A 17,443-nucleotide genomic window follows, 5' to 3' on the forward strand; every position below is an offset into this window, starting at 1 on the left:
GTCCGGCAACAGCCGGATGAATCTTGCGGCGGGCCTGTCGGCGCGAGCCCCGCGGCAGGTGGATCAGCGGGCGAACCCGCTGATCAAACGGCGCGCGACGCGTCCCGGAGGACCTGGTCGACCCGGTTGAGGAAGCTGCGCCTGGGGTTGATCGAGGGCAGCGGTGCCGTGAGTCCGGCGGGGGCGGGCTGAGGCGCGGGTGCGGCTCCCACGATGTCAGCCACGTTGCGCAGGAACTCCTGCCGCTTGAACTCGTGCACGGCGTGGTCGTGCAGAAGCTCGGCGATGCTCGTGTGCACAGCGCGATGGGGGTAACTCACTCGTGTGTTATCGGCGGAGTCAACGTCGACCTTTAGGGTCAACTTGTGCGAGTTCTGGTGACCGGTGCCACTGGCTATGTCGGTCGTGCCGTGGTGCGTGAGCTGCAGGTTCACGGCCATGAGCCTGTTCCGTCCCGCCAACGCCTCTCCGAGCCGTTCGAGTTGCACGACGTGGACGCCGTCATCCACCTGGCGGCCGCGGCGCGCGTCCGGGAGTCGTTCCTCGACCCGCTGCCCTACTGGGAGACGAACGTGGGCGGGACGCTCAACCTGCTCAAAGCCTTGCGGGGCCAGCGGTTCCTGCTCGCCTCGACGGGCACCGTCTACCGGCCGTCACAGGCCCCGCTGACCGAGGAGTCCGTCCGCGAACCCTCCTCCCCGTACGCCGCTTCCAAAGCAGCCGCCGAGGACCTCGTGGCGTGGGCGGCGCGGTCGGGACGGATCGGCGCGACCACTCTCCGCTTGTTCAACGTCGCTGGAGGTGGTGACACGGACACCAGTCGGGTGATCACGCGCGCCGTGGCGTGCGCCGCCGGGACCGTGCCGGGCATGGAGGTCTACGGCGACGGCACGGCCGTGCGCGACTTCGTGCACGTGCGCGACGTTGCTGCTGCTTTCGTCGTGGCTCTGGAGGCCTGCACCGTGGGCACGTCGTCGGTCTACAACGTCGGCGCCACCGCGGCCTCGGTGGAGGACGTGCTGTCGACGGTCGCGGAGGTCACCGGCCGGCCCGTGCACGTCGACTGGAAGCCCGCGCACGCCGGCGAGGTCCGCGCGCAGCGCGCCGACGCCTCGAAGCTGCGCGCGCTCGGCTGGGAGCCGCGGTCGTCCTCGCTGACCGAGATCGTCACCGACCAGTGGCGCGCTTCGGCACCGGCACCCGGTCCAGGTCCTTCGCGATGACGATCTCGCCGTCGAACTCCGCGGCGGCCTCCGCGTGGAACTCGGCGGGATCGTCGTAGCGCTGGGAGAAGTGCGTGAGGACCAGCTTGCGCACCCGGCAGTCCCTGGCGACGCGGGCGGCCTGCTGGGCGGTGAGGTGGCCGTGGTCCCCGGCGAGCCTGGTGTCGCGAGCGAGGTAGGTCGACTCGATGACGAGCATGTCGGCGTTGTCCGCGAGCTCGTAGACGTTGTCGCAGAGCCTCGTGTCCATGACGAACGCGAACCGCTGGCCCTTCCGCGGCTCGCTGACGTCCTCCAGCCTGACGCCGTCGAGCTCGCCCTGCGCCTGGAGCGTGCGGACCGCCGGGCCCTGGATGCCGTGCTCCCTCAACTTCTCGGGCAGCATGCGGTGGCCGTCCGGCTCGACCAGGCGGTAGCCGAAGCTGTCGATGCCGTGGTCGAGCGCGAAGGCATCGAGCCTGCCGAACCTCCCCTCGGCCTGGAGGCCGTCGCGTTCGACCGGCTCCTCCGAGATGTCCGCGGCGTCGTAGAAGGCGCTGGCGTACCGGAGGCGTTCGAAGAAGTGCGCGCCCGACTTCGGGAAGTGGGCGTGGACGGTGTGCGGGACCCGGTCCAGGGACAGCCGCTGGACGATGCCGGGGACGCCCAGGCAGTGGTCGCCGTGGAAGTGCGTGATGCAGAGCCGGGTGATGTCGCTCGCAGCCGCGCCCGACCTGAGCAGCTGCCGCTGGCTGCCGTCGCCCGGGTCGAACAGGAAGCCCTCGCCGTCCCACCTCAGCAGATAGCCGTTGTGGTTGCGTTGACGCGTGGGAACCTGGCTGGCCGTTCCCAGGACGATCAGTTCCCGGACTGTCACACCGTGACGTTAACGTCTGTCCCATGCAGAGCGTCGAAGTGGCAGCGTCGTGGCCCGTCGAGAACGTGGCGGTGGCCGTCGTGTCGTCCCCGGACGGCGTGGTCGGCGCGCTGGGCGACCAGGAGTGCGTGTTCCCGCTCGCCTCGGTGACGAAGCTGCTGACGTCGTACGCCGTCCTGGTCGCCGTCGAGGAGGGCGCGGTCGAGTGGGACCAGCCCTGCGGCCCCGCCGGCTCGACCGTGCGGCACCTGATCGCGCACACCGCCGGCTACGCGTTCGACAAGCCCGAGGTGCAGGCCGCTCCGGGCACCCGCCGCATCTACTCGAACGCGGGCTTCGACGTGCTGGCGTCATTCGTGGGCGAGGCGTGCGAAATGCCGTTCGCGACTTATCTGCACGAGGCCGTTTTCGCGCCCTTGGGCATGAAATCCTCGGCCCTGGTCGGCTCGGCGGGCGCCGGCGCCGAATCCTCCGCGGCCGATCTCGCACTTTTCGCCGCGGAACTGCTTTCCCCCCGGCTGGTCTCGCCAGAGCTGGTCACCGAGGCCACGTCGGTCGTCTTCCCGGGCCTGAACGGCGTCCTGCCCGGCTACGGAATGCAGAAGCCGAACGACTGGGGCCTCGGTTTCGAGATCCGTTCCACGAAATCGCCGCACTGGACGGGGAACTCGTTCTCCCCGCGCACCTTCGGCCACTTCGGCCAGTCCGGCACGTTCCTGTGGGTCGACCCGGAGATCTCCGCCGCCTGCGTCGCCCTGACGGACCTGCGCTTCGGCCCGTGGGCGGTCGAGGCGTGGACGCCGTTCTCCGACGGCGTCCGCGCGGAACTGGTCAGTCGGCGAGCCTGAGAGCGAGCTGCCGCAGGATCTCCTGCACGTCGGCGTCCTCGTAGTCGTTCTCGTACGCCTGCGCCACCCCGTGGAAGGCGTACAGCAGGCCGGCGGTGAACCACCCGAACTGCGACAACACCTGGTCCATCGCCTGCTTGAGGGCCTGCGCACCGGCCTCGTTCAGCTCGCCGTCGACCTTGACCTCGTAGCTGAACACGCCCTCCTGCAACGACTTGAGGGCCATGCGCAGGTAGTCGTTCGACCCGGCGCCGTCGTAGGTGAGCGTGAGGACGCCGAGCGCCCGCTGCATGATCTCCCGCTGGTCCACGCCGCCACTCTGCCTCGTGGGCGTGGCCGCGTCACCTCCCGACACCCCAACGGCGTCAGTCGAAGTCGTACACCGTGGTCGGGAGTCGACTCGTTTTACGAGGTCACGGGCTCGTGAGACGCACCCGTCGCCGGGAGCCGGAGGCCCGCGGCTCGGTCTTGAAGCGGTCGCGGCGCAGCACGGGGCTGGGCAGCGCGGTCGCGTCGGCGATGCCGCCGATCTGTTCACGCGCGCACTCCGCGCTGGTCTTCCGCGGCGCCCAGCCGAGCTCCTCGCGGGCTCGGGTGGTGTCGATGAGCGGGGACTTCGTGCCGACGTCGAACCACCCCGGCGACATGTGCAGGGCGCGCAGCCTCCACAACGCGCTGACCACCGCCTTCACCGCCCGCACGGGCACGGGCACGGCCCGCGCGCCGACCGCGGCGGCGAGGTCATCGAGTTCCAACGCGTCGGCGGCGACGTTGAACGGCCCGCGTGCCCGGATGTGCAGGATCCGCACGATCGCGTCACCGACGTCGTCGGCGTGCACCAGCTGCACCCTCAACGGCGAAGGCAAGGGCAGCAGCGGCAGCCGTCCGCGGCGCATCAGGCCGAACACCTGCCGGGGCACCACCGGGTCGAGGAACAGCGCCAGGAAGCTCGCCGAGGCGCCGGCCTGGGCCACCAGCGCGGGCCGCACGACCGCCACCGCGATGTCCGGGTTCTCCGCGGCGAACCGCGCCACCTCGGCCTCGACCTCGGACTTGCCCTCCCCGTACGCCGAACCGGTGATCCCCGTGGTCGGCGCCTCCTCGGAGACGGTCGAGGTCGGCGCGGACCCGTAGGCCGCGATCGACGACGCGTGCACGACGTGCGGGACACCGGCACGCCGAGCCGCCCTGAGCACCGCCGCGGTGCCCTTGAAGTTCGTGCGCTGCAACCGCGCCCCGTCCCGGACGGGCTGGAACATCCACGCCAGGTGCACCACCGCGTCGGCGCCCCGCATGACGTCCTCGAGGACGTCCGGCGCGTCGTCAGCCGCCAGATCGCACGCCTGCCACGTCACCGAGTCGTACGGCGCCACGGCCTGCGGTGGGCGCCGGCACACGCCGACGATCTCGTGGTCGGGGCTGTCCGCCGCCAGAGCGCGGACCAGACCGGTGCCGACGTTCCCCGACGCCCCGGTGATCACAACCTTCACCATCGACCTCTTCTCGCATTGGCCCCCCGTTCCGGGCCGTGTACCCGTGCTAGGGGGCGGTATGCGTTCGGTCGGGGTCCCTCGCACCGTCGAGAACAGCGATGGCCCAGAACGGTTCCTTGCCCGATCCGATGCCGCGAGGCACCTCGACGACGTCCTCGGTGCCCGTCCGGGTGTCGGTGACCTCGGGCTGCTGAGCGAGCCGACGCAGGTTCTCCCCGACGGACCGGTAGAACCGGTGCTGCGCCCGCCGGCCGAAGATCGACCAGCCCAGCCTGATGAGCGGATGCGCGCGCGGGTTGACCTGGTTGTAGCTGTTCACCTCCAGCGTCACCAGACCGGACTCGAGGTCCTTGACGACCCGGTAGTCGACCCGGCCGCGCTCGATGTGCCCCTGCAGCGTCTCGTAGCTCCAGCCCCACGAGTAGCGCACGCCGTCCTCGTCGAACCCGGTCTCGGTGATCCGCACCCCCATCACGAACCGCGCCAGGGCGAACCGGCCCACCAGCAGCAGGTCCTTGCCGAGCAACGGCGCCTCGCGCAGGTAGTGGGCGCGCAACAGATCGGCGGGCGTGAAGGCGTACGCCGCCACCTCCTTGTAGGCGTGCCACCACACCGAGCCCTCCTGCGGACGGCCCGGCGGATCGGTGCCCAGCACGAACCGGTGGTGGTCGAAGTGCCACTCGGATCCGCGGATCTCGTCCACGTCGTAGTTGACAGCTCTGTCGTGGAGCTGGGTGACGGCTTCGTGGACCGGGAGCTTGTTCGCCCGCATGATGCGCATCCGGGCGGATACCCCGGGACGGCCGGTTGATCCGGCGATGGCGGGTCCCGTTGCTTCACGGGGCCGGGATGCCTCCAACTCGCGCGGACGACGGCTCGCCGCGATCGTGGTGCGAACTGTGTGACGTCGATCTCACGCCAACTGGCGCTCAGCGGCGAAGCCCGAAATCAGGAAAACCGCTCCAACACGACAAATCCCGCCGGACTGATGTCCGGCGGGATTTGTGGAGCGCGCTCGACAGGATTCGAACCTGTAACCTTCTGATCCGTAGTCAGATGCTCTATCCGTTGAGCTACGAGCGCAAGCTATTCAATTGTAACCGATCCCCTAGAGGCTCGGCCTTGCGGAGGCTCCGGGATTTGAACCCGGGATGGGGGGTTACCCCAAACCGCATTAGCAGTGCGGCGCCATAGACCAGACTAGGCGAAGCCTCCCGGGACCATCCTTGGCCACGGGACATAGGTTACACAGGTCCTCAACCGACTTGCAAAACGCCCCCCTCCTAACCCGAAACGTGCTGGTCAGAGCACGTTCAGGGGGCCGGAGAAGGGCGTTGAATGCCTGGTCGGCGCGAACGGAGTGACCTAGATCATTCCGAGGCGAGTTCCAGGAAGGGCCTTAGGGACTCCGGATTGCGCAGCGCGCCCGTGCTCACGGCCTTGTCGGGGTCGGTGCCGGCGAGGATCTTCTTGACCGGGACCTCGCACTTCTTGCCGTTCAGGGTCCTCGGGATCTCGGCCACGGCCACGAAGCGGTTCGGGACGTGGCGCGGGGACAGGGACGAGCGGAGCTCGCTGCGCAGCAACGGTTCCACGTCGGCCAGCGAAACGCCGTCCAGGACGACGAAGCACAGCAGCTCGCCTTCGGTGACGCCGGAGGTGTCGATCACGAGGGAGTCGACCACGCCGTCGACGCCTTCCACGACGCGGTAGAACTCCGAGGTGCCCATGCGGACGCCGCCGCGGTTCAGGGTCGAGTCGGAGCGGCCGTAGATCACCGCGGAGCCTCGCGGGGTGATGCGGATCCAGTCGCCGTGGCGCCAGATGCCGGGGTACGTGTCGAAGTACGCGTCGCGCAGCCGGGAGCCGTCCTCGTCGCCCCAGAAGAAGACCGGCATGGACGGCATCGGCTTGGTGATCACGAGCTCGCCGACCTCGTCCTCCAGGGCTCGGCCGGCTTCGTCGTAGGCGTGGACCGCGGCGCCCAGGGCCCGGCAGGAGAGCTCGCCGAGCCAGACCGGGCGGTCCGGGGAGGCGGCCACGAAGGCCGTGCAGAGGTCGGTGCCGCCGGAGACCGAGGCGATCTGGACGTCCTCGCCCACGGCGGAGGCGATCCAGCGGAAGCCTTCCGGGGTCAGGGGTGCGCCGGTCGAGCCGACGACGCGCAGGCCCGTCAGGTCGTAGGTGGACGACGGCTCGAGGCCCTCCTTCAGGCACGACTGGACGTACGGGGCCGAGGTGCCGAAGTAGGTGACGCGGTGCTGTTCCGCCAAGTGCCACAACGCGTTCAGCGACGGGTAGGCCGGGCTGCCGTCGTACAGGACGATGGTGGTGCCGACCATCAGGGCGCCCACCAGGTAGTTCCACATCATCCAGCCGGTGGTGGTGAACCAGAAGAAGCGGTCCCCGGGGCCGAGGTCGCTGTGCAGGCCGAGCATCTTCAGGTGCTCCAGGACGATGCCGCCGTGGCCCTGGACGATGCCCTTGGGCAGGCCCGTGGTGCCGGACGAGTAGAGCACCCACAGCGGGTGGTCGAACGGCACCGGCGCGAACTCCAGCGGAGCGCCTTCGTGTGCGGCCAGCAGCTCGGAGAACGACAGGGTGTCCGGCAGGGTGGCGCCGTTGTCGAGGTAGTCGATCAGGACCGTGGCGCGCAGGCCCGGCAGCTGCGAGCGGATCTCCTCGACGACCGGGCGGCAGTCGAACGACCGTCCGTTGTAGACGTAGCCGGAGACGGCGACGAACACGACGGGCTCGATCTGGGTGAAGCGGTCGGCCACGGCCCGTGCGCCGAAGTCCGGCGAGCACGACGACCACGTGGCGCCGAGCGAGGCGGCCGCCAGGAAGGCGATCAGGGCCTCGGGAGCGTTCGGGACGAGTGCCACCACCCGGTCGCCTTGAGAGACGCCCTGGGCGGCCAACGCGGCCCGGAAAGCGGCCACGCGTGAACGCAGCGCACCGAACGTCAAAGAAGAAGCGACACCGTCTTCGCGATGGAAGATCACGGCGAGGTCGTCGTCGGCGCCGCGGCGCAACGCGTGCTCGGCGTAGTTGAGCGTGCTGCCGGGGAACCACCGGGCGCCCGGCATGTCCGCCGAGCCCAGCACGCGCTCGGGGGCCGAGTGGAACCGGACGTCGAAGTACGAAGCCACGGCGCCCCAGAACCCCTCGAGGTCGGAGACGGACCACTCCCACAGCGACTCGTAGTCGGGGAAGTCGTGGCCGCGTTCGGAGCGCAGCCACGTCCGGAAGGCGGTCATCCCGTTGTCCCTCGTGGGGTCGGGGCGCCACAGCAGTTCGACGTCGGTGTCGGTCATGCCCCAATGTCTAATCGAGGCACAACCGCACGTCCATGTGTGATTGGCGGACTTGCGCGAGCCCGCCGGTGTGGACCTACGCGGCGGCGATCAGCTCGTCGACGGCGGTGGTCAGCCGCGCCGCGTCCGCCGGGGCCAGCACGAGCCAGCCGTCCTGCTTGCGCAGGAGGTACCGGCCCTCCCGCGTGTCGAGCCACGACACCGAACGACCGGTCGGGCGCGGCACGCCGTCGCGGTTGCGGGCGGTCAGGCCGAGTTCTCCGCCGCCGATGCGGGACGTGACGATGCGCATCAGGTTGTGCGCCTCGGGCTCGCGGATGCCGGCGTCGCGCAGGACGTCGAGGAACGCCTGCTTGCCCTCCTGCTCCCCCGCCCGGCCCGCGCGCACGTAGTCGTCCCAGCGGACGTTGACCGAACGGCCGGTCCCCGGCGCGAGGCCCGGCAACGACGACACCGTGGCCGCGGCCAGCGCGTTCGCCCGGAACGGGTAGAGGTGCACCTGGTCGTTCACGCGGGCGGCGAAGGCACCGCCCCAGCCCGCGCAGGCGATGCCGCGGGCCAGTTCGGTGCCCTTGAAGTACGCGATCTCCAACGCGCGGTCGAACTCGCCCAGGCCGCTGACCAGTGCCCTCAGGTCGGGGTCGGGGCGCTGGATCGTGCCCAGACGGCGGGCGTGCAGCGTCCGGGAGCTCTCCTCGACGAGGCGCTGCCGCGCCGCCCGGGTCGCCCCGACGTGGGGCGTTCCGAGCGGCACGACGCGGTCCTCGCCGTGCACGGCCTGCCACAGCAGGAAGAACTCCTGCGAGCTCACCGTGAACTGGCGTTCGTTCACTGACCGATCACCGGCGGGGCCGCCTTGCGGTCCAGGCCGAAGACGTTGTCGTCCTCTTCCAGGTAGCTCGCGGCCTTGTGCTCCCGCGAGTCGTCGCGGCCGCCCGCCGCGGGGGCACCGGCGGCCATCGGCGCGGCGCCCATCGCGAGCGGGTTCTGGAACGCCTTGGTCTGGCCACCGCCGGTCGCGGACGACGCCGCGGCAGCGGCACCGCCGGCACCACCGCGCGGGCCGTCGCTCACGCCGGCCGCGCCACCGCTCGAAGCGGCCGCGCCACCGGCACCGGCACCACCCGCGGCGCCCTGGCTGCCGGAGCCGGAGCCGAACGGACGGGCCATGCCGCCGCTGAAGCCGCCGCCCCCTCCGGCGCCACCGCGTCCGCCACCGCCACCGCCACCGCCGCCGAAGCGCGAGGAAGCGTTCGTGGTGCCGCGGTTCTGGTTCTGGTTCTGCGTCCCGGTCGCGACCGGAGCAGCACCCGCCGCACCGCCCGCGGTGCCGTCCGGCGGCGTTCCCGGCGTGCGGGTGCCACCGATCTCGGGACCGGTCGGCGTCGGGTTGATCGGGTTGACGGGGGGCGTGAACTGCGCGGGCACTGTCTGGTCGACCGCGGCCGAGTTGCGCTGGAACGCCGCCATCACGTCCGCCGCGCGGCGGTGCGAGGCGTCGTTGGCCGCGAGGGTGTCGACGGGGCTGGTACCGAGGCTCTCGAAGCCCGCGAACTCGCCCTGCACCGTGCTCGTGCCCGCCACCAGGCGGGGGTCCTTGACGCTCGCGAACCCGTCGACCTGGTCGACCATCGCGAGGCGGTCCTGCGAGACCGGGATCGGCCGCTGGACCACGGGGTCCGTCGGCACCGGCGGCTGGGGGGCCGCGGGCGGCGGCGGCATCGCGGCACGGGCGGCCTCGACGTTGCTGGTCTCGGTCGTGATCGCGACGGACACCTTGGTGGCGTAGTTCGCGGTGTCGTCGACCCAGTTGGTGACCTCGGTCAGGCCGTCACGGGCGAGCCGGGCGGACTCGCTGTCCCAGCCGACCGCGGAGTCCTCGACGGCCTTGAGCAGGCTCGCCCGGACGCCGGCGATGTCCTCGCCGATCTTCTGCCAGTTCGCCGCGGCGGTCTGCGCACCGTCGAGGTTCACCCCGGTGTGCACCATCTTGTAGAGCTCTTCGTGGGAGTACGTCATCCAGTCGACCGGCTCGTGCAGGTAGCTGCGGTCGTACTTGTGGTCGTCGTGGTGGTGGTTCGAGGACTTGTCGTCCCGGTGGCCGTTGCCCCTGTTGTCGTTCGATCCCTGACTCACCAGGACCCCCCGGCGTTCTTCATGGCCTGCTCGGCCTCTTCGTCGGTGTCGCGGATGCTGTCGCGGCTGCGGCGCAGGGCGTCACCGATGTCGTCGAGGACCTTGAAGAGGTCCAGCAACGCCTTGGCCGCCCCGGAGTCCTCGCCGACGGCGAGGTCGGCGAACCGCGCGCTGATCGCCTTGGCGACCGGGTTCTCCCCCAGCTGCAGCGGTGTGGCCAGCTGGTCCGTCGCGCGCTTCCACAGGTCCATCACCTGGTCGCGGGCGGCGTCGACGGCCTTGATCAACGCGTCCGCGGACTCGACGTCGAGCGTCAGCTTGCCGTCGTCGGCGGCCTGGTCGAGCTTGGCCGCCGCGTTGCTCGCCTGCGCCTTGTCCACCAGCATCTGCTGCTGGAGGGCGGGTTTCGCCGCTGCCAGCTGCTCGGCGGTGATCGGCGCGGTGACCGACGTCGAGACGTCCGGGGTCACCGGCGGTGCTTCCGCGGCGGTGGGCCCGGTGGTTGTCGTGCCGGTCGTACCAGTCGTCGTACCCGTGGTGGTGCCTGTCCCAGTGCCTTCAGCCATCCCTCATAACCCCCTGCACTGCATAACTCGTCACCGCAGCACTGGGCGTTACGCAGCGCTACACCCAGTCAGCCGTCCGAAGCACTCCTTAGATGTACCTGGACGACGGTTCGGTTCCAATCCGCCGGAAAGACTCTTACCTCATGTGAGCGTCGAACCAGTTCAACGCACGAGACCACGCTTCGTCACTCGAAACGTTGAAACGCACCAGATCTGACGCGGTTTCCGAGCTGATCACAGCATCACGAAGCTTGCTCACTTCTTCCGAGTCCTCGTCGCGGAAGATCCCGAGCCACGGGCAGGAGAGGTCCGCGGCGACGTCGACCAGCGCGGGCAGCCCGTCGGAGAGCGGCTCGAGGATGCCGGGGGCCTGCACGGTGACGGCCGCGCCGATGGTGCGGCTCGCGGCGACCACCATCGCGACGGTGCCGCCGATGTCGAAGCCGACGACGCCCATGCGGTCGGCGCTCACGCCCTGCTGGCCCAGCCAGACGAACGCCACGTCGGTGTCCGCGAGCAACCGGTCGCCGTTGAGCTTGCTGACCCGGTCCTTGATGTCGGCACCGTGCACGCGGTCCTCGTCGTAGAGGTGCGGCGCGATCGCGAGCCAGCCCTCGTCGGCGAGGCTGCTGACCAGCGTGCGCACCCCTGTGGTGATGCCTCGTGCCTCGTGCAGCACCACGAGCCCGCCCCGCACCGCGGAGTCGGGTTCGGCGATCGTCACCCGCAGCTCACGGCCGTCGGAGAGGGAAAGCGTCTCGATGCGGGTAGTGGTCATGATTCCCACCCTTCCACGACGGGGTGAACTCCAGTCAACGTGACCAATCGGACGGAGCAATGCGAGGATCGGGCGTATGACCGTGCGAACCCGTGCTGACCTGGCGTCCCTGCCGTCCTACGTGCCCGGCAGGACCATCCCCGGCGCCATCAAGCTCGCGAGCAACGAGGTGTCCGCCGGACCGCTGCCGAGCGTCGTCAAAGCGATCGCCGACGCGGCCACCGGCATCAACAGGTACCCCGACTCGGGGAGCACCGAGCTCACCGCCCGCCTCTCCGACAAGCTCGGCGTGCCGGCGGACCACCTGGCGCTCGGCTGCGGCTCGGTGACCCTGTGCCAGCAGCTCGTCCAGGCCACCTGCACCGAGAACGACGAGGTGCTGTTCGCGTGGAGGTCCTTCGAGGCCTACCCGATCGTCACGCACGTGGCGGGCGCGCGGCAGATCCGCGTGCCGTTGAACTCGGAGCACACGCACGACCTGGACGCGATGCTGGCGGCGATCACGCCGAACACCCGGATGGTCTTCGTCTGCAACCCGAACAACCCGACCGGCACCGCGCTGCGCACCGACGAGATCGAGTCGTTCATCGCGCGCGTGCCCCGGGACGTTCTCGTGGTGCTCGACGAGGCCTACAAGGAGTTCGTCGACGACGCCCACGTCCCCGACGGCGTCGAGCTCGCGAAGCAGCAGTGGGCCGCGGGCCACAACAACGTGGCGGTGCTGCGGACGTTCTCGAAGGCGTACGGCCTCGCGGGCCTGCGGATCGGCTACGCGGTCGCGCCGCCGGTCGTCGCGGACGTGCTGCGCAAGGTCTACGTGCCGTTCTCGGTGAACGCCCTCGCGCAGGTGGCCGCCCTGGCCTCGCTGGACGCCGAGGACGAGCTGATGGTCCGCTGCCGCGGGATCGTCGCGGAACGCACCCGCGTGCGCGGCGAGCTGCTGGCCATGGGCTACGACGTGCCGGAGACCCAGGCGAACTTCGTGTGGCTGCCGCTGGGCGAGCGCACGGGCGCGTTCAACGAGCACTGCCTGGAGCACAAGGTCGTGGTGCGCGCGTTCGTGGGCGAGGGCGCCCGCGTGACGATCGGTGAGCCGGAGGAGAACGACGCCTTCTTGGCCGCCGCCCGCGCGTTCACGGTCTGAGGGTTACTTGATGAGCAGCTGAACGATCGCCGCGACTCCCACCACGACGATGACGCCGCGCAGCACGGCGGGTGGGAGTTTGCGGCCGATCTTGGCCCCGATCTGGCCACCGACGACCGACCCGACGGCCAGCAGCAGCACGGCCAGCCACGCCACGTCCGCGATGAAGATGAACATCACGCCCGCGACGAGGTTCACGAACGCGGTGAGCACGTTCTTCAGGGCGTTGAGCCGCTGCAGGTGCTCGCTGACGAGCACGCCCATCAGCCCCATGACCAGCACGCCCTGGGCGGCGCCGAAGTAGCCGCCGTAGATGCCGGCCGCGAACACGCCGAACCACAGCAGCACGCCGCCATCGTTGTCGTTGCGCCGGTGGGAGAGCTTGCGGTTGAGCCACGGCTGGATCACCACGAGGACCAGCGCGATCACGATCAGCACGGGCACGATCGCGGTGAAGGCCTCGTCCGGCAGCGTGACGAGCAGGATCGCGCCGACGACGCCACCCAGGATCGACGCGGGCAGCAACCGCTTGACCCGGTCCGCCTGCCCCTTGAGCTCCTCGCGGTAGCCCCACGCCCCGGACAGCGAGCCGGGCACGAGGCCGAGGCTGTTGGAGACGTTCGCGACCACGGGCGGGTACCCGACGGCGAGCAACACGGGGAACGTCACCAGCGTGCCGCTGCCGACGACGGTGTTGATGCCGCCGGCGAACACACCCGCGATGACCACCGCGATTGCTTCCCAGACCGTCATGCCACCCCCGTTACCCGATGGTTCGCGACGCTAACACTCCGTTCGGACCAGCGAGGTGTGGCGCTGCTGACAGCAGGGGTGGTGCCGGTCAGGTCGTCCTGGGACGCCGGCCGATCACTCCGGCGCCGAGGCCGAAGGCCACGAGCAGCGCACCGATCAGGCCGAGGCCGAGCACGGAGGCGCCGGTCCTGGCGAGCGCGCCACCTCCCTCGTGGCCTCCGGTGTCCCCCGTGCCCGGTAGTGCGGGAGGCGCCCCCGGCACCACGAAGACCAGGTGGAAGGCGTCGCCTTCGGGAGAGGCCCTGACCTCGCCGGTGTACCCGCCCTCGAACCGCCACGGCCCGTCGACCTGCAGCCAGTAGGTGCCGGCGGGCACCCGGTCGTAGATCAGGACCCCTTCGGCGTTCGTGACGGCCTCCGCGACGACGCCGCCGTACTCGGGCTCGGTCATCAGCCGGACCCGGACGCCGGGGAGCAGTTCGCCGGGATCCGCCCGGAGGTCGCGGTTCTCGTCGTGCGCGAACTGCGCCCGCACCGTGCCGGTGCCGCCGGGGACGCTCGCCCAGTCGTAGCCGACGACGACGTCCTCGTTCCACCTCACCCACGGCGCGAACCCGCAGTGCACGGCCACCTTGCTGGTCCTGTGCGCTTCCTCGGGCACCTTCGCGGAGACGACGACGGTCTTCGTCTCGCCGGCGGCGAGCGTCAGACCGGGTTCGTGCAGCTCACCCCAGTTCGCCTGCACCGGCCAGGTGTTCTCGTACCTCGCGCAGCCGGCCTGGACGTTGGTCAGCGCGTAGGTGGCCTTGTTGGTCAGCGTGACGGTGATCCGGACGTCGTCGCCGACGGCGTAGACCGGCCTGTCGAGCACGGTCGTCACCTTGAGCGCCTCGGTGTACGGGCGCTCCGCGCGTGCGGTGAGGCGTCCCGGTGTCCCCGGGAGCACGCGGACCTGCGGCTCACCGCTCTCGCGGTGCACGACCCACCCGCCGTCGAGCGTGTAGCCGGCGGTGTAGTCGCCGGAGGGGATGTTCTCGAACTCGTAGCGCCCCTCGGCGTCGGTCCCGGTCTTGAAGTACCCGTGGGGCACGCCGCCGTTGATCTCCACGACGGCGTCCCGGGCGGCCTCGCCCGGGTCCTGCTGCCGGTTGTGGTTCCTGTCGACGTAGACGACGCCGGTCAGGTCCCCGTAGGTCTGCACGACCTCCGCGCTCGCGTTGACGTGACTCGGATGGTCGCTCGGCATGCCGCTGTAGTTGAAGTACAGCCACAGCTGCAGCTTGCCGCCGGTGAAGTGGCGGATCCTGCCCGACAGGCTGAACGTGCGGGACTCCCCGCCCGCGATGCGCACGCCGGGGCCGTGCCGGTCCGCGTCACCCCACTGCGCGTCGGCGATGTCCACGTCATAGGTGCCGTTGTCGACCCGGAAGCCTTCCGCGGGCTTTCCACCGGTGTTCGTCACGACCAGTTCCGCGCGCACGGTCTCGTGCGACTCGTAGCGCGGCTTGTCGAACTTCACCTCGTACTCCAGCGAGGCGGGCTCGTGGTCGCCGGGCACCCGCGTGGGGCCGACGCCGCCGGTCACCTGCTTCTCGACGTGCAGCCGCGCGCCGTCGCGGTTCCACGCGGCGTTCGGCGCGAACTCGCAGTCCAGAGTGAACTTCCCGGCGCTGACTGCCTCCCGCGGGATCTTCGCCGTGCTCTTGACCGTGCGCCGTTCCCCGGCCGCAAGCGCCTGGCCGGCCGCGTCGAACTCGAGGTCGAGCGCGTTGCCGGCCTTCGCGCGGTCGCACACGGCCTGGATGCCGTCGATCCTGCGGTCGGCGGTGTTGGTCAGCTCCACCGCGACGGTCGCGGACGCCGGGTGCTCGTAGCTGTCGCGGTCGAGGGTGGCGGTCGCCTTGATCTGCTCCGAGTAGGGCCGCTCCGCCCGCACCACCACCTCCGCGGTGACGCCGGCGGTGACCGAGATCCTGTCCGGTCCCCCGGCGTGGACGTGGTGCGCGACCCAGCCGTCCGGCAGCTCGTAGGACGGGACGTGGTCGCCCGGGGCGAGGCCCGTGAAGGAGAACCGGCCGTCCGCGTCGGTGGTCGTCTTCGCCTGGGCGACGGTGACCACGCCGTCCTTGACCGCCTCGCCGGGGTCCTGCTGCCCGTTGCCGTTCTTGTCGGCGTAGACGACGCCGGAGACGCTGGGCTCGGCGCTTGGTGGCGTTGAACCGTCCTGAGCGAACGCCGTGACGCTCGCCGTGCTGAACGACAGCCCGGCGACGACGGCCACAGCGCCGCTCTTGAGCACGGCAAGGCGCGATCTGCTGGACAACGGTTCCCCCCGGATGACTTGATCGTCCGCCAGGTGCCCCCGCACGCCTCCGCCGGACGTTCGGAAAAGTACCGCGAACGGACTTCTCCCCCGAAGCTTTTTGGCGATTCAAAGGTCCTGATCTGTGGGTTCACGTAATTCCGATGACAATTCAAGATTTTCTTCCAGGTGGGGCAACCGACCTCGCGGGAAAAGCGTGAGCACAGCGGGGACGGGTGTGTCCGCGGCCTGGCATGCTGGTCGGCGTGACGCCCGAGGACCTCGCGCACCTGCGCCGGGCACGTGACCTGATGGACCGCCAGTACGCGAGTCCGTTGGACGTGCCCGCGATGGCCCGTGCCGCCCTCATGTCGCCGTCGCACTTCTCGCGCCGATTCCGCGCAGCGTACGGCGAGACCCCGTACGGCTACCTCATGACGAGGCGCATCGAGCGCGCCAAAGCGTTGCTGCGCCTGCGAACGCTGTCCGTGACCGAGGTGTGCGTCCAGGTCGGCTGCACCTCGCTCGGCTCGTTCTCCGCCCGGTTCACCGAACTGGTCGGCGAGACCCCATCCGCCTACCGCGCACGGACGCACGACGCGCTGGCCGCCGTGCCGGGATGCCAGTTGAAGGGCCTGACGCGACCGAGCAGGTTTCGAGAAGCGACGCGCGCACGTTCTACCTAGGGTTTCGTCCCATGAAGCTCTCGCACACGTTCCTCTTCGTCCACGACCAGGACGCGGCCCTGAAGTTCTACCGCGACGTCCTCGGCCTCGAAGTCCGCACCGACGAGACCATCGAGAACGACTACCGCTGGCTCACCGTCGGCCCCGCCGAGCAGCCGGAGGTCGAGATCGGCCTGTCGCGCATCGGCCCGCCCGTCCCGCCGACCGACCACGAAGCGCTGGAAGCGTTGCTGGCCAAGGGTTCGCTGCTCGGCATCATCTTCGAGGTGCCCGACGTCGACGCGAAGTTCGACCAGGTCCGCGCGGCCGGCGCCGAAGTCATGCAGGAACCGGTCGACCAGTACTACGGCGTCCGCGACTGCGCGTTCCGCGACCCGTCCGGCAACATGATCCGCTTCTCCTCGCCCCGCAAGTAAAAACCGCTTCCGCTTTCCGCGCCCCACGTGCTTCAGTGGTGCCTTCAGGCGTACTCAGAGACAAGGTCGATGCCATGGGCAGCCCCGGACACACCGGGTGCCTTCGCAGTACCCGGTGACCCTCGCGTTCTTCTCCCGCGATCACCAGGAGCACCACCTTGACTTGGTACACCTCTTTCTTCACCGATCTCGCCAACACCTTCTGGCGCGGCGCCGTCCCCCCGTCGCAGACCACAGCGGAGATCGACTTCGCGACCGGTCTCACCGACGGCCGCCGCGTGCTGGACGCACCGTGCGGCAGCGGCAGGCACAGCATCGAACTGGCCGGCCGCGGCTACACGGTCACCGGCATCGACATCTCGGCCGAAGCCATCGCCCACGCCAGAACGCTCGCTCCCTCGCTGGACTGGCGCCAAGGCGACGTGGCGGCGCTGGGCTCGTTCGGCGTGGAAGCCGACCTGGCCCTGTGCCTGGGCAACAGCTTCGGCTACCTCGACCACGAGGGCTCGCGGCGGTTCCTGCGCGACCTGGCCACCGCCGCACCGCTGCTCGTCATCGACTACAGCTGCGCGGCCGAGTCGCTGCTGCCCTCGCTCCCCGGCGAGATCCGCATGTCCGCGGGCGGCGTCGACATGGTCGCCGTGAACACCTACGACGTGGCCACGGGCCGGCTGCTGATCGACTTCACCTTCAGCGACGGCGAGCGGACGCAGCGGTCGACCTGCGTGCAGCACGTCTACACGGCCGGTGAGCTGACCCGGATGCTCGTCGAGGCCGGGTTCTCGTCGATCGAGCTGCACGGGGGCGTGGCGGGCGAGGCGTTCTCGGTGGGCAGCCACCGGTTGCTGGCGGTGGCGCGCCGCTGACGCGGACGGGGCTGTGGAGGTCGTCCTCCACAGCCCCGTCCAGGCTTGTTCGCAGAGGT

18 protein-coding genes and 2 tRNA genes are annotated in these 17,443 nt (G+C 70.2%); 6 read left to right on the plus strand and 14 right to left on the minus strand.

Features of this window, described 5'->3' with window-relative positions; genetic code table 11:
* Positions 1 to 83: 83 nt before the first annotated feature.
* On the minus strand, positions 84 to 299 hold the full coding sequence (locus V1227_RS27170; RefSeq protein WP_329788262.1) for a hypothetical protein: 216 nt from the start codon (positions 297 to 299) through the stop codon (positions 84 to 86).
* Positions 300 to 377: 78 nt separating this feature from the next.
* Between V1227_RS27170 and V1227_RS27175 the strand changes: the two genes are divergently transcribed.
* Positions 378 to 1,223, plus strand: coding sequence for an NAD-dependent epimerase/dehydratase family protein (locus tag V1227_RS27175; protein WP_329794125.1), 846 nt, complete (start codon positions 378 to 380; stop codon positions 1,221 to 1,223).
* Here V1227_RS27175 and V1227_RS27180 read toward each other — a convergent pair.
* Entirely contained in the window at positions 1,168 to 2,079 is a 912-nt protein-coding gene (locus V1227_RS27180) for a ribonuclease Z (protein WP_329788263.1), read from the minus strand. The genes V1227_RS27175 and V1227_RS27180 overlap by 56 nt on opposite strands.
* Positions 2,080 to 2,102: 23 nt before the next feature.
* Here V1227_RS27180 and V1227_RS27185 point away from each other — a divergent pair, with 23 nt between their 5' ends.
* On the plus strand, positions 2,103 to 2,927 hold the full coding sequence (locus V1227_RS27185; RefSeq protein WP_329788264.1) for a serine hydrolase domain-containing protein: 825 nt from the start codon (positions 2,103 to 2,105) through the stop codon (positions 2,925 to 2,927).
* Here the strand turns inward: V1227_RS27185 and V1227_RS27190 are convergent.
* From V1227_RS27190 to V1227_RS27235, 10 genes are all read right to left on the minus strand, one after another.
* Positions 2,911 to 3,237, minus strand: a complete 327-nt coding sequence (locus V1227_RS27190; protein WP_090097679.1) for a hypothetical protein — start codon at positions 3,235 to 3,237, stop codon at positions 2,911 to 2,913. The genes V1227_RS27185 and V1227_RS27190 overlap by 17 nt on opposite strands.
* 103 nt (positions 3,238 to 3,340) lie before the next feature.
* Positions 3,341 to 4,420 carry an NAD-dependent epimerase/dehydratase family protein gene (locus V1227_RS27195; RefSeq protein ID WP_329788265.1) on the minus strand — a complete coding sequence of 360 codons (1,080 nt, stop codon included), beginning with the start codon at positions 4,418 to 4,420 and terminating at the stop codon, positions 3,341 to 3,343.
* A gap of 46 nt (positions 4,421 to 4,466) precedes the next feature.
* Positions 4,467 to 5,201 carry a DUF1990 family protein gene (locus V1227_RS27200; protein WP_329788266.1) on the minus strand — a complete coding sequence of 245 codons (735 nt, stop codon included), beginning with the start codon at positions 5,199 to 5,201 and terminating at the stop codon, positions 4,467 to 4,469.
* Positions 5,202 to 5,430: 229 nt separating this feature from the next.
* Positions 5,431 to 5,503: transfer RNA gene (locus V1227_RS27205), tRNA-Arg, on the minus strand.
* A gap of 42 nt (positions 5,504 to 5,545) precedes the next feature.
* Positions 5,546 to 5,635: transfer RNA gene (locus V1227_RS27210), tRNA-Ser, on the minus strand.
* A 155-nt stretch (positions 5,636 to 5,790) separates the two neighbouring features.
* Positions 5,791 to 7,737 (minus strand): acetoacetate--CoA ligase, encoded by a 1,947-nt coding sequence (locus V1227_RS27215; protein WP_329788267.1) that lies wholly within the window; start codon positions 7,735 to 7,737, stop codon positions 5,791 to 5,793.
* Positions 7,738 to 7,813: 76 nt separating this feature from the next.
* Complete coding sequence (locus tag V1227_RS27220) at positions 7,814 to 8,569, minus strand: ESX secretion-associated protein EspG (RefSeq protein ID WP_329788268.1); 756 nt, start codon at positions 8,567 to 8,569, stop codon at positions 7,814 to 7,816.
* On the minus strand, positions 8,566 to 9,873 hold the full coding sequence (locus V1227_RS27225) for a PPE domain-containing protein (protein ID WP_329788269.1): 1,308 nt from the start codon (positions 9,871 to 9,873) through the stop codon (positions 8,566 to 8,568). Before V1227_RS27225 ends, V1227_RS27220 begins: the two co-directional genes overlap by 4 nt.
* Positions 9,870 to 10,343: a hypothetical protein gene (locus tag V1227_RS27230; protein ID WP_329788270.1), complete on the minus strand. Its 474-nt coding sequence runs from the start codon at positions 10,341 to 10,343 to the stop codon at positions 9,870 to 9,872. The genes V1227_RS27225 and V1227_RS27230 overlap by 4 nt, the downstream gene beginning before the upstream one ends.
* A gap of 232 nt (positions 10,344 to 10,575) precedes the next feature.
* On the minus strand, positions 10,576 to 11,217 hold the full coding sequence (locus V1227_RS27235; protein ID WP_329788271.1) for a dienelactone hydrolase family protein: 642 nt from the start codon (positions 11,215 to 11,217) through the stop codon (positions 10,576 to 10,578).
* A 76-nt stretch (positions 11,218 to 11,293) separates the two neighbouring features.
* Between V1227_RS27235 and hisC the strand changes: the two genes are divergently transcribed.
* On the plus strand, positions 11,294 to 12,361 hold the full coding sequence (gene hisC / locus V1227_RS27240) for a histidinol-phosphate transaminase (RefSeq protein ID WP_236215707.1): 1,068 nt from the start codon (positions 11,294 to 11,296) through the stop codon (positions 12,359 to 12,361).
* 3 nt (positions 12,362 to 12,364) lie between these two features.
* Here hisC and V1227_RS27245 read toward each other — a convergent pair whose 3' ends face one another.
* Both V1227_RS27245 and V1227_RS27250 read right to left on the minus strand, forming a co-directional pair.
* Positions 12,365 to 13,114 (minus strand): sulfite exporter TauE/SafE family protein, encoded by a 750-nt coding sequence (locus tag V1227_RS27245; RefSeq protein ID WP_329788272.1) that lies wholly within the window; start codon positions 13,112 to 13,114, stop codon positions 12,365 to 12,367.
* An 88-nt stretch (positions 13,115 to 13,202) separates the two neighbouring features.
* Positions 13,203 to 15,437 carry an SdrD B-like domain-containing protein gene (locus V1227_RS27250; protein WP_329788273.1) on the minus strand — a complete coding sequence of 745 codons (2,235 nt, stop codon included), beginning with the start codon at positions 15,435 to 15,437 and terminating at the stop codon, positions 13,203 to 13,205.
* 245 nt (positions 15,438 to 15,682) lie between these two features.
* Here V1227_RS27250 and V1227_RS27255 point away from each other — a divergent pair, with 245 nt between their 5' ends.
* The 3 genes from V1227_RS27255 (at position 15,683) to V1227_RS27265 (ending at position 17,384) form a co-directional block, all read left to right on the plus strand.
* Positions 15,683 to 16,102, plus strand: a complete 420-nt coding sequence (locus tag V1227_RS27255) for a helix-turn-helix transcriptional regulator (protein WP_329788274.1) — start codon at positions 15,683 to 15,685, stop codon at positions 16,100 to 16,102.
* An 11-nt stretch (positions 16,103 to 16,113) separates the two neighbouring features.
* Positions 16,114 to 16,518 (plus strand): VOC family protein, encoded by a 405-nt coding sequence (locus V1227_RS27260; RefSeq protein ID WP_329788275.1) that lies wholly within the window; start codon positions 16,114 to 16,116, stop codon positions 16,516 to 16,518.
* A gap of 158 nt (positions 16,519 to 16,676) precedes the next feature.
* A complete protein-coding gene (locus V1227_RS27265; protein WP_329788276.1) occupies positions 16,677 to 17,384 on the plus strand; it encodes a class I SAM-dependent methyltransferase in 708 nt (235 codons plus the stop codon).
* The last annotated feature ends 59 nt before the right edge of the window (positions 17,385 to 17,443 follow it).

Origin of the sequence: Lentzea sp. DG1S-22, assembly GCF_036321065.1 — a bacterium.
GTDB lineage: Bacteria > Actinomycetota > Actinomycetes > Mycobacteriales > Pseudonocardiaceae > Lentzea > Lentzea jiangxiensis.

Excerpts from the sequence above, each read along its gene's own strand:
- V1227_RS27185 (WP_329788264.1), top strand. The coding sequence starts at position 2,103 with ATGCAGAGCGTCGAAGTGGCAGCGTCGTGGCCCGTCGAGAACGTGGCG.
- V1227_RS27195 (WP_329788265.1), bottom strand. The coding sequence starts at position 4,420 with ATGGTGAAGGTTGTGATCACCGGGGCGTCGGGGAACGTCGGCACCGGT.
- V1227_RS27200 (WP_329788266.1), bottom strand. The coding sequence starts at position 5,201 with ATGCGCATCATGCGGGCGAACAAGCTCCCGGTCCACGAAGCCGTCACC.
- V1227_RS27215 (WP_329788267.1), bottom strand. The coding sequence starts at position 7,737 with ATGACCGACACCGACGTCGAACTGCTGTGGCGCCCCGACCCCACGAGG.
- V1227_RS27235 (WP_329788271.1), bottom strand. The coding sequence starts at position 11,217 with ATGACCACTACCCGCATCGAGACGCTTTCCCTCTCCGACGGCCGTGAG.
- hisC (WP_236215707.1), top strand. The coding sequence starts at position 11,294 with ATGACCGTGCGAACCCGTGCTGACCTGGCGTCCCTGCCGTCCTACGTG.
- V1227_RS27245 (WP_329788272.1), bottom strand. The coding sequence starts at position 13,114 with ATGACGGTCTGGGAAGCAATCGCGGTGGTCATCGCGGGTGTGTTCGCC.
- V1227_RS27260 (WP_329788275.1), top strand. The coding sequence starts at position 16,114 with ATGAAGCTCTCGCACACGTTCCTCTTCGTCCACGACCAGGACGCGGCC.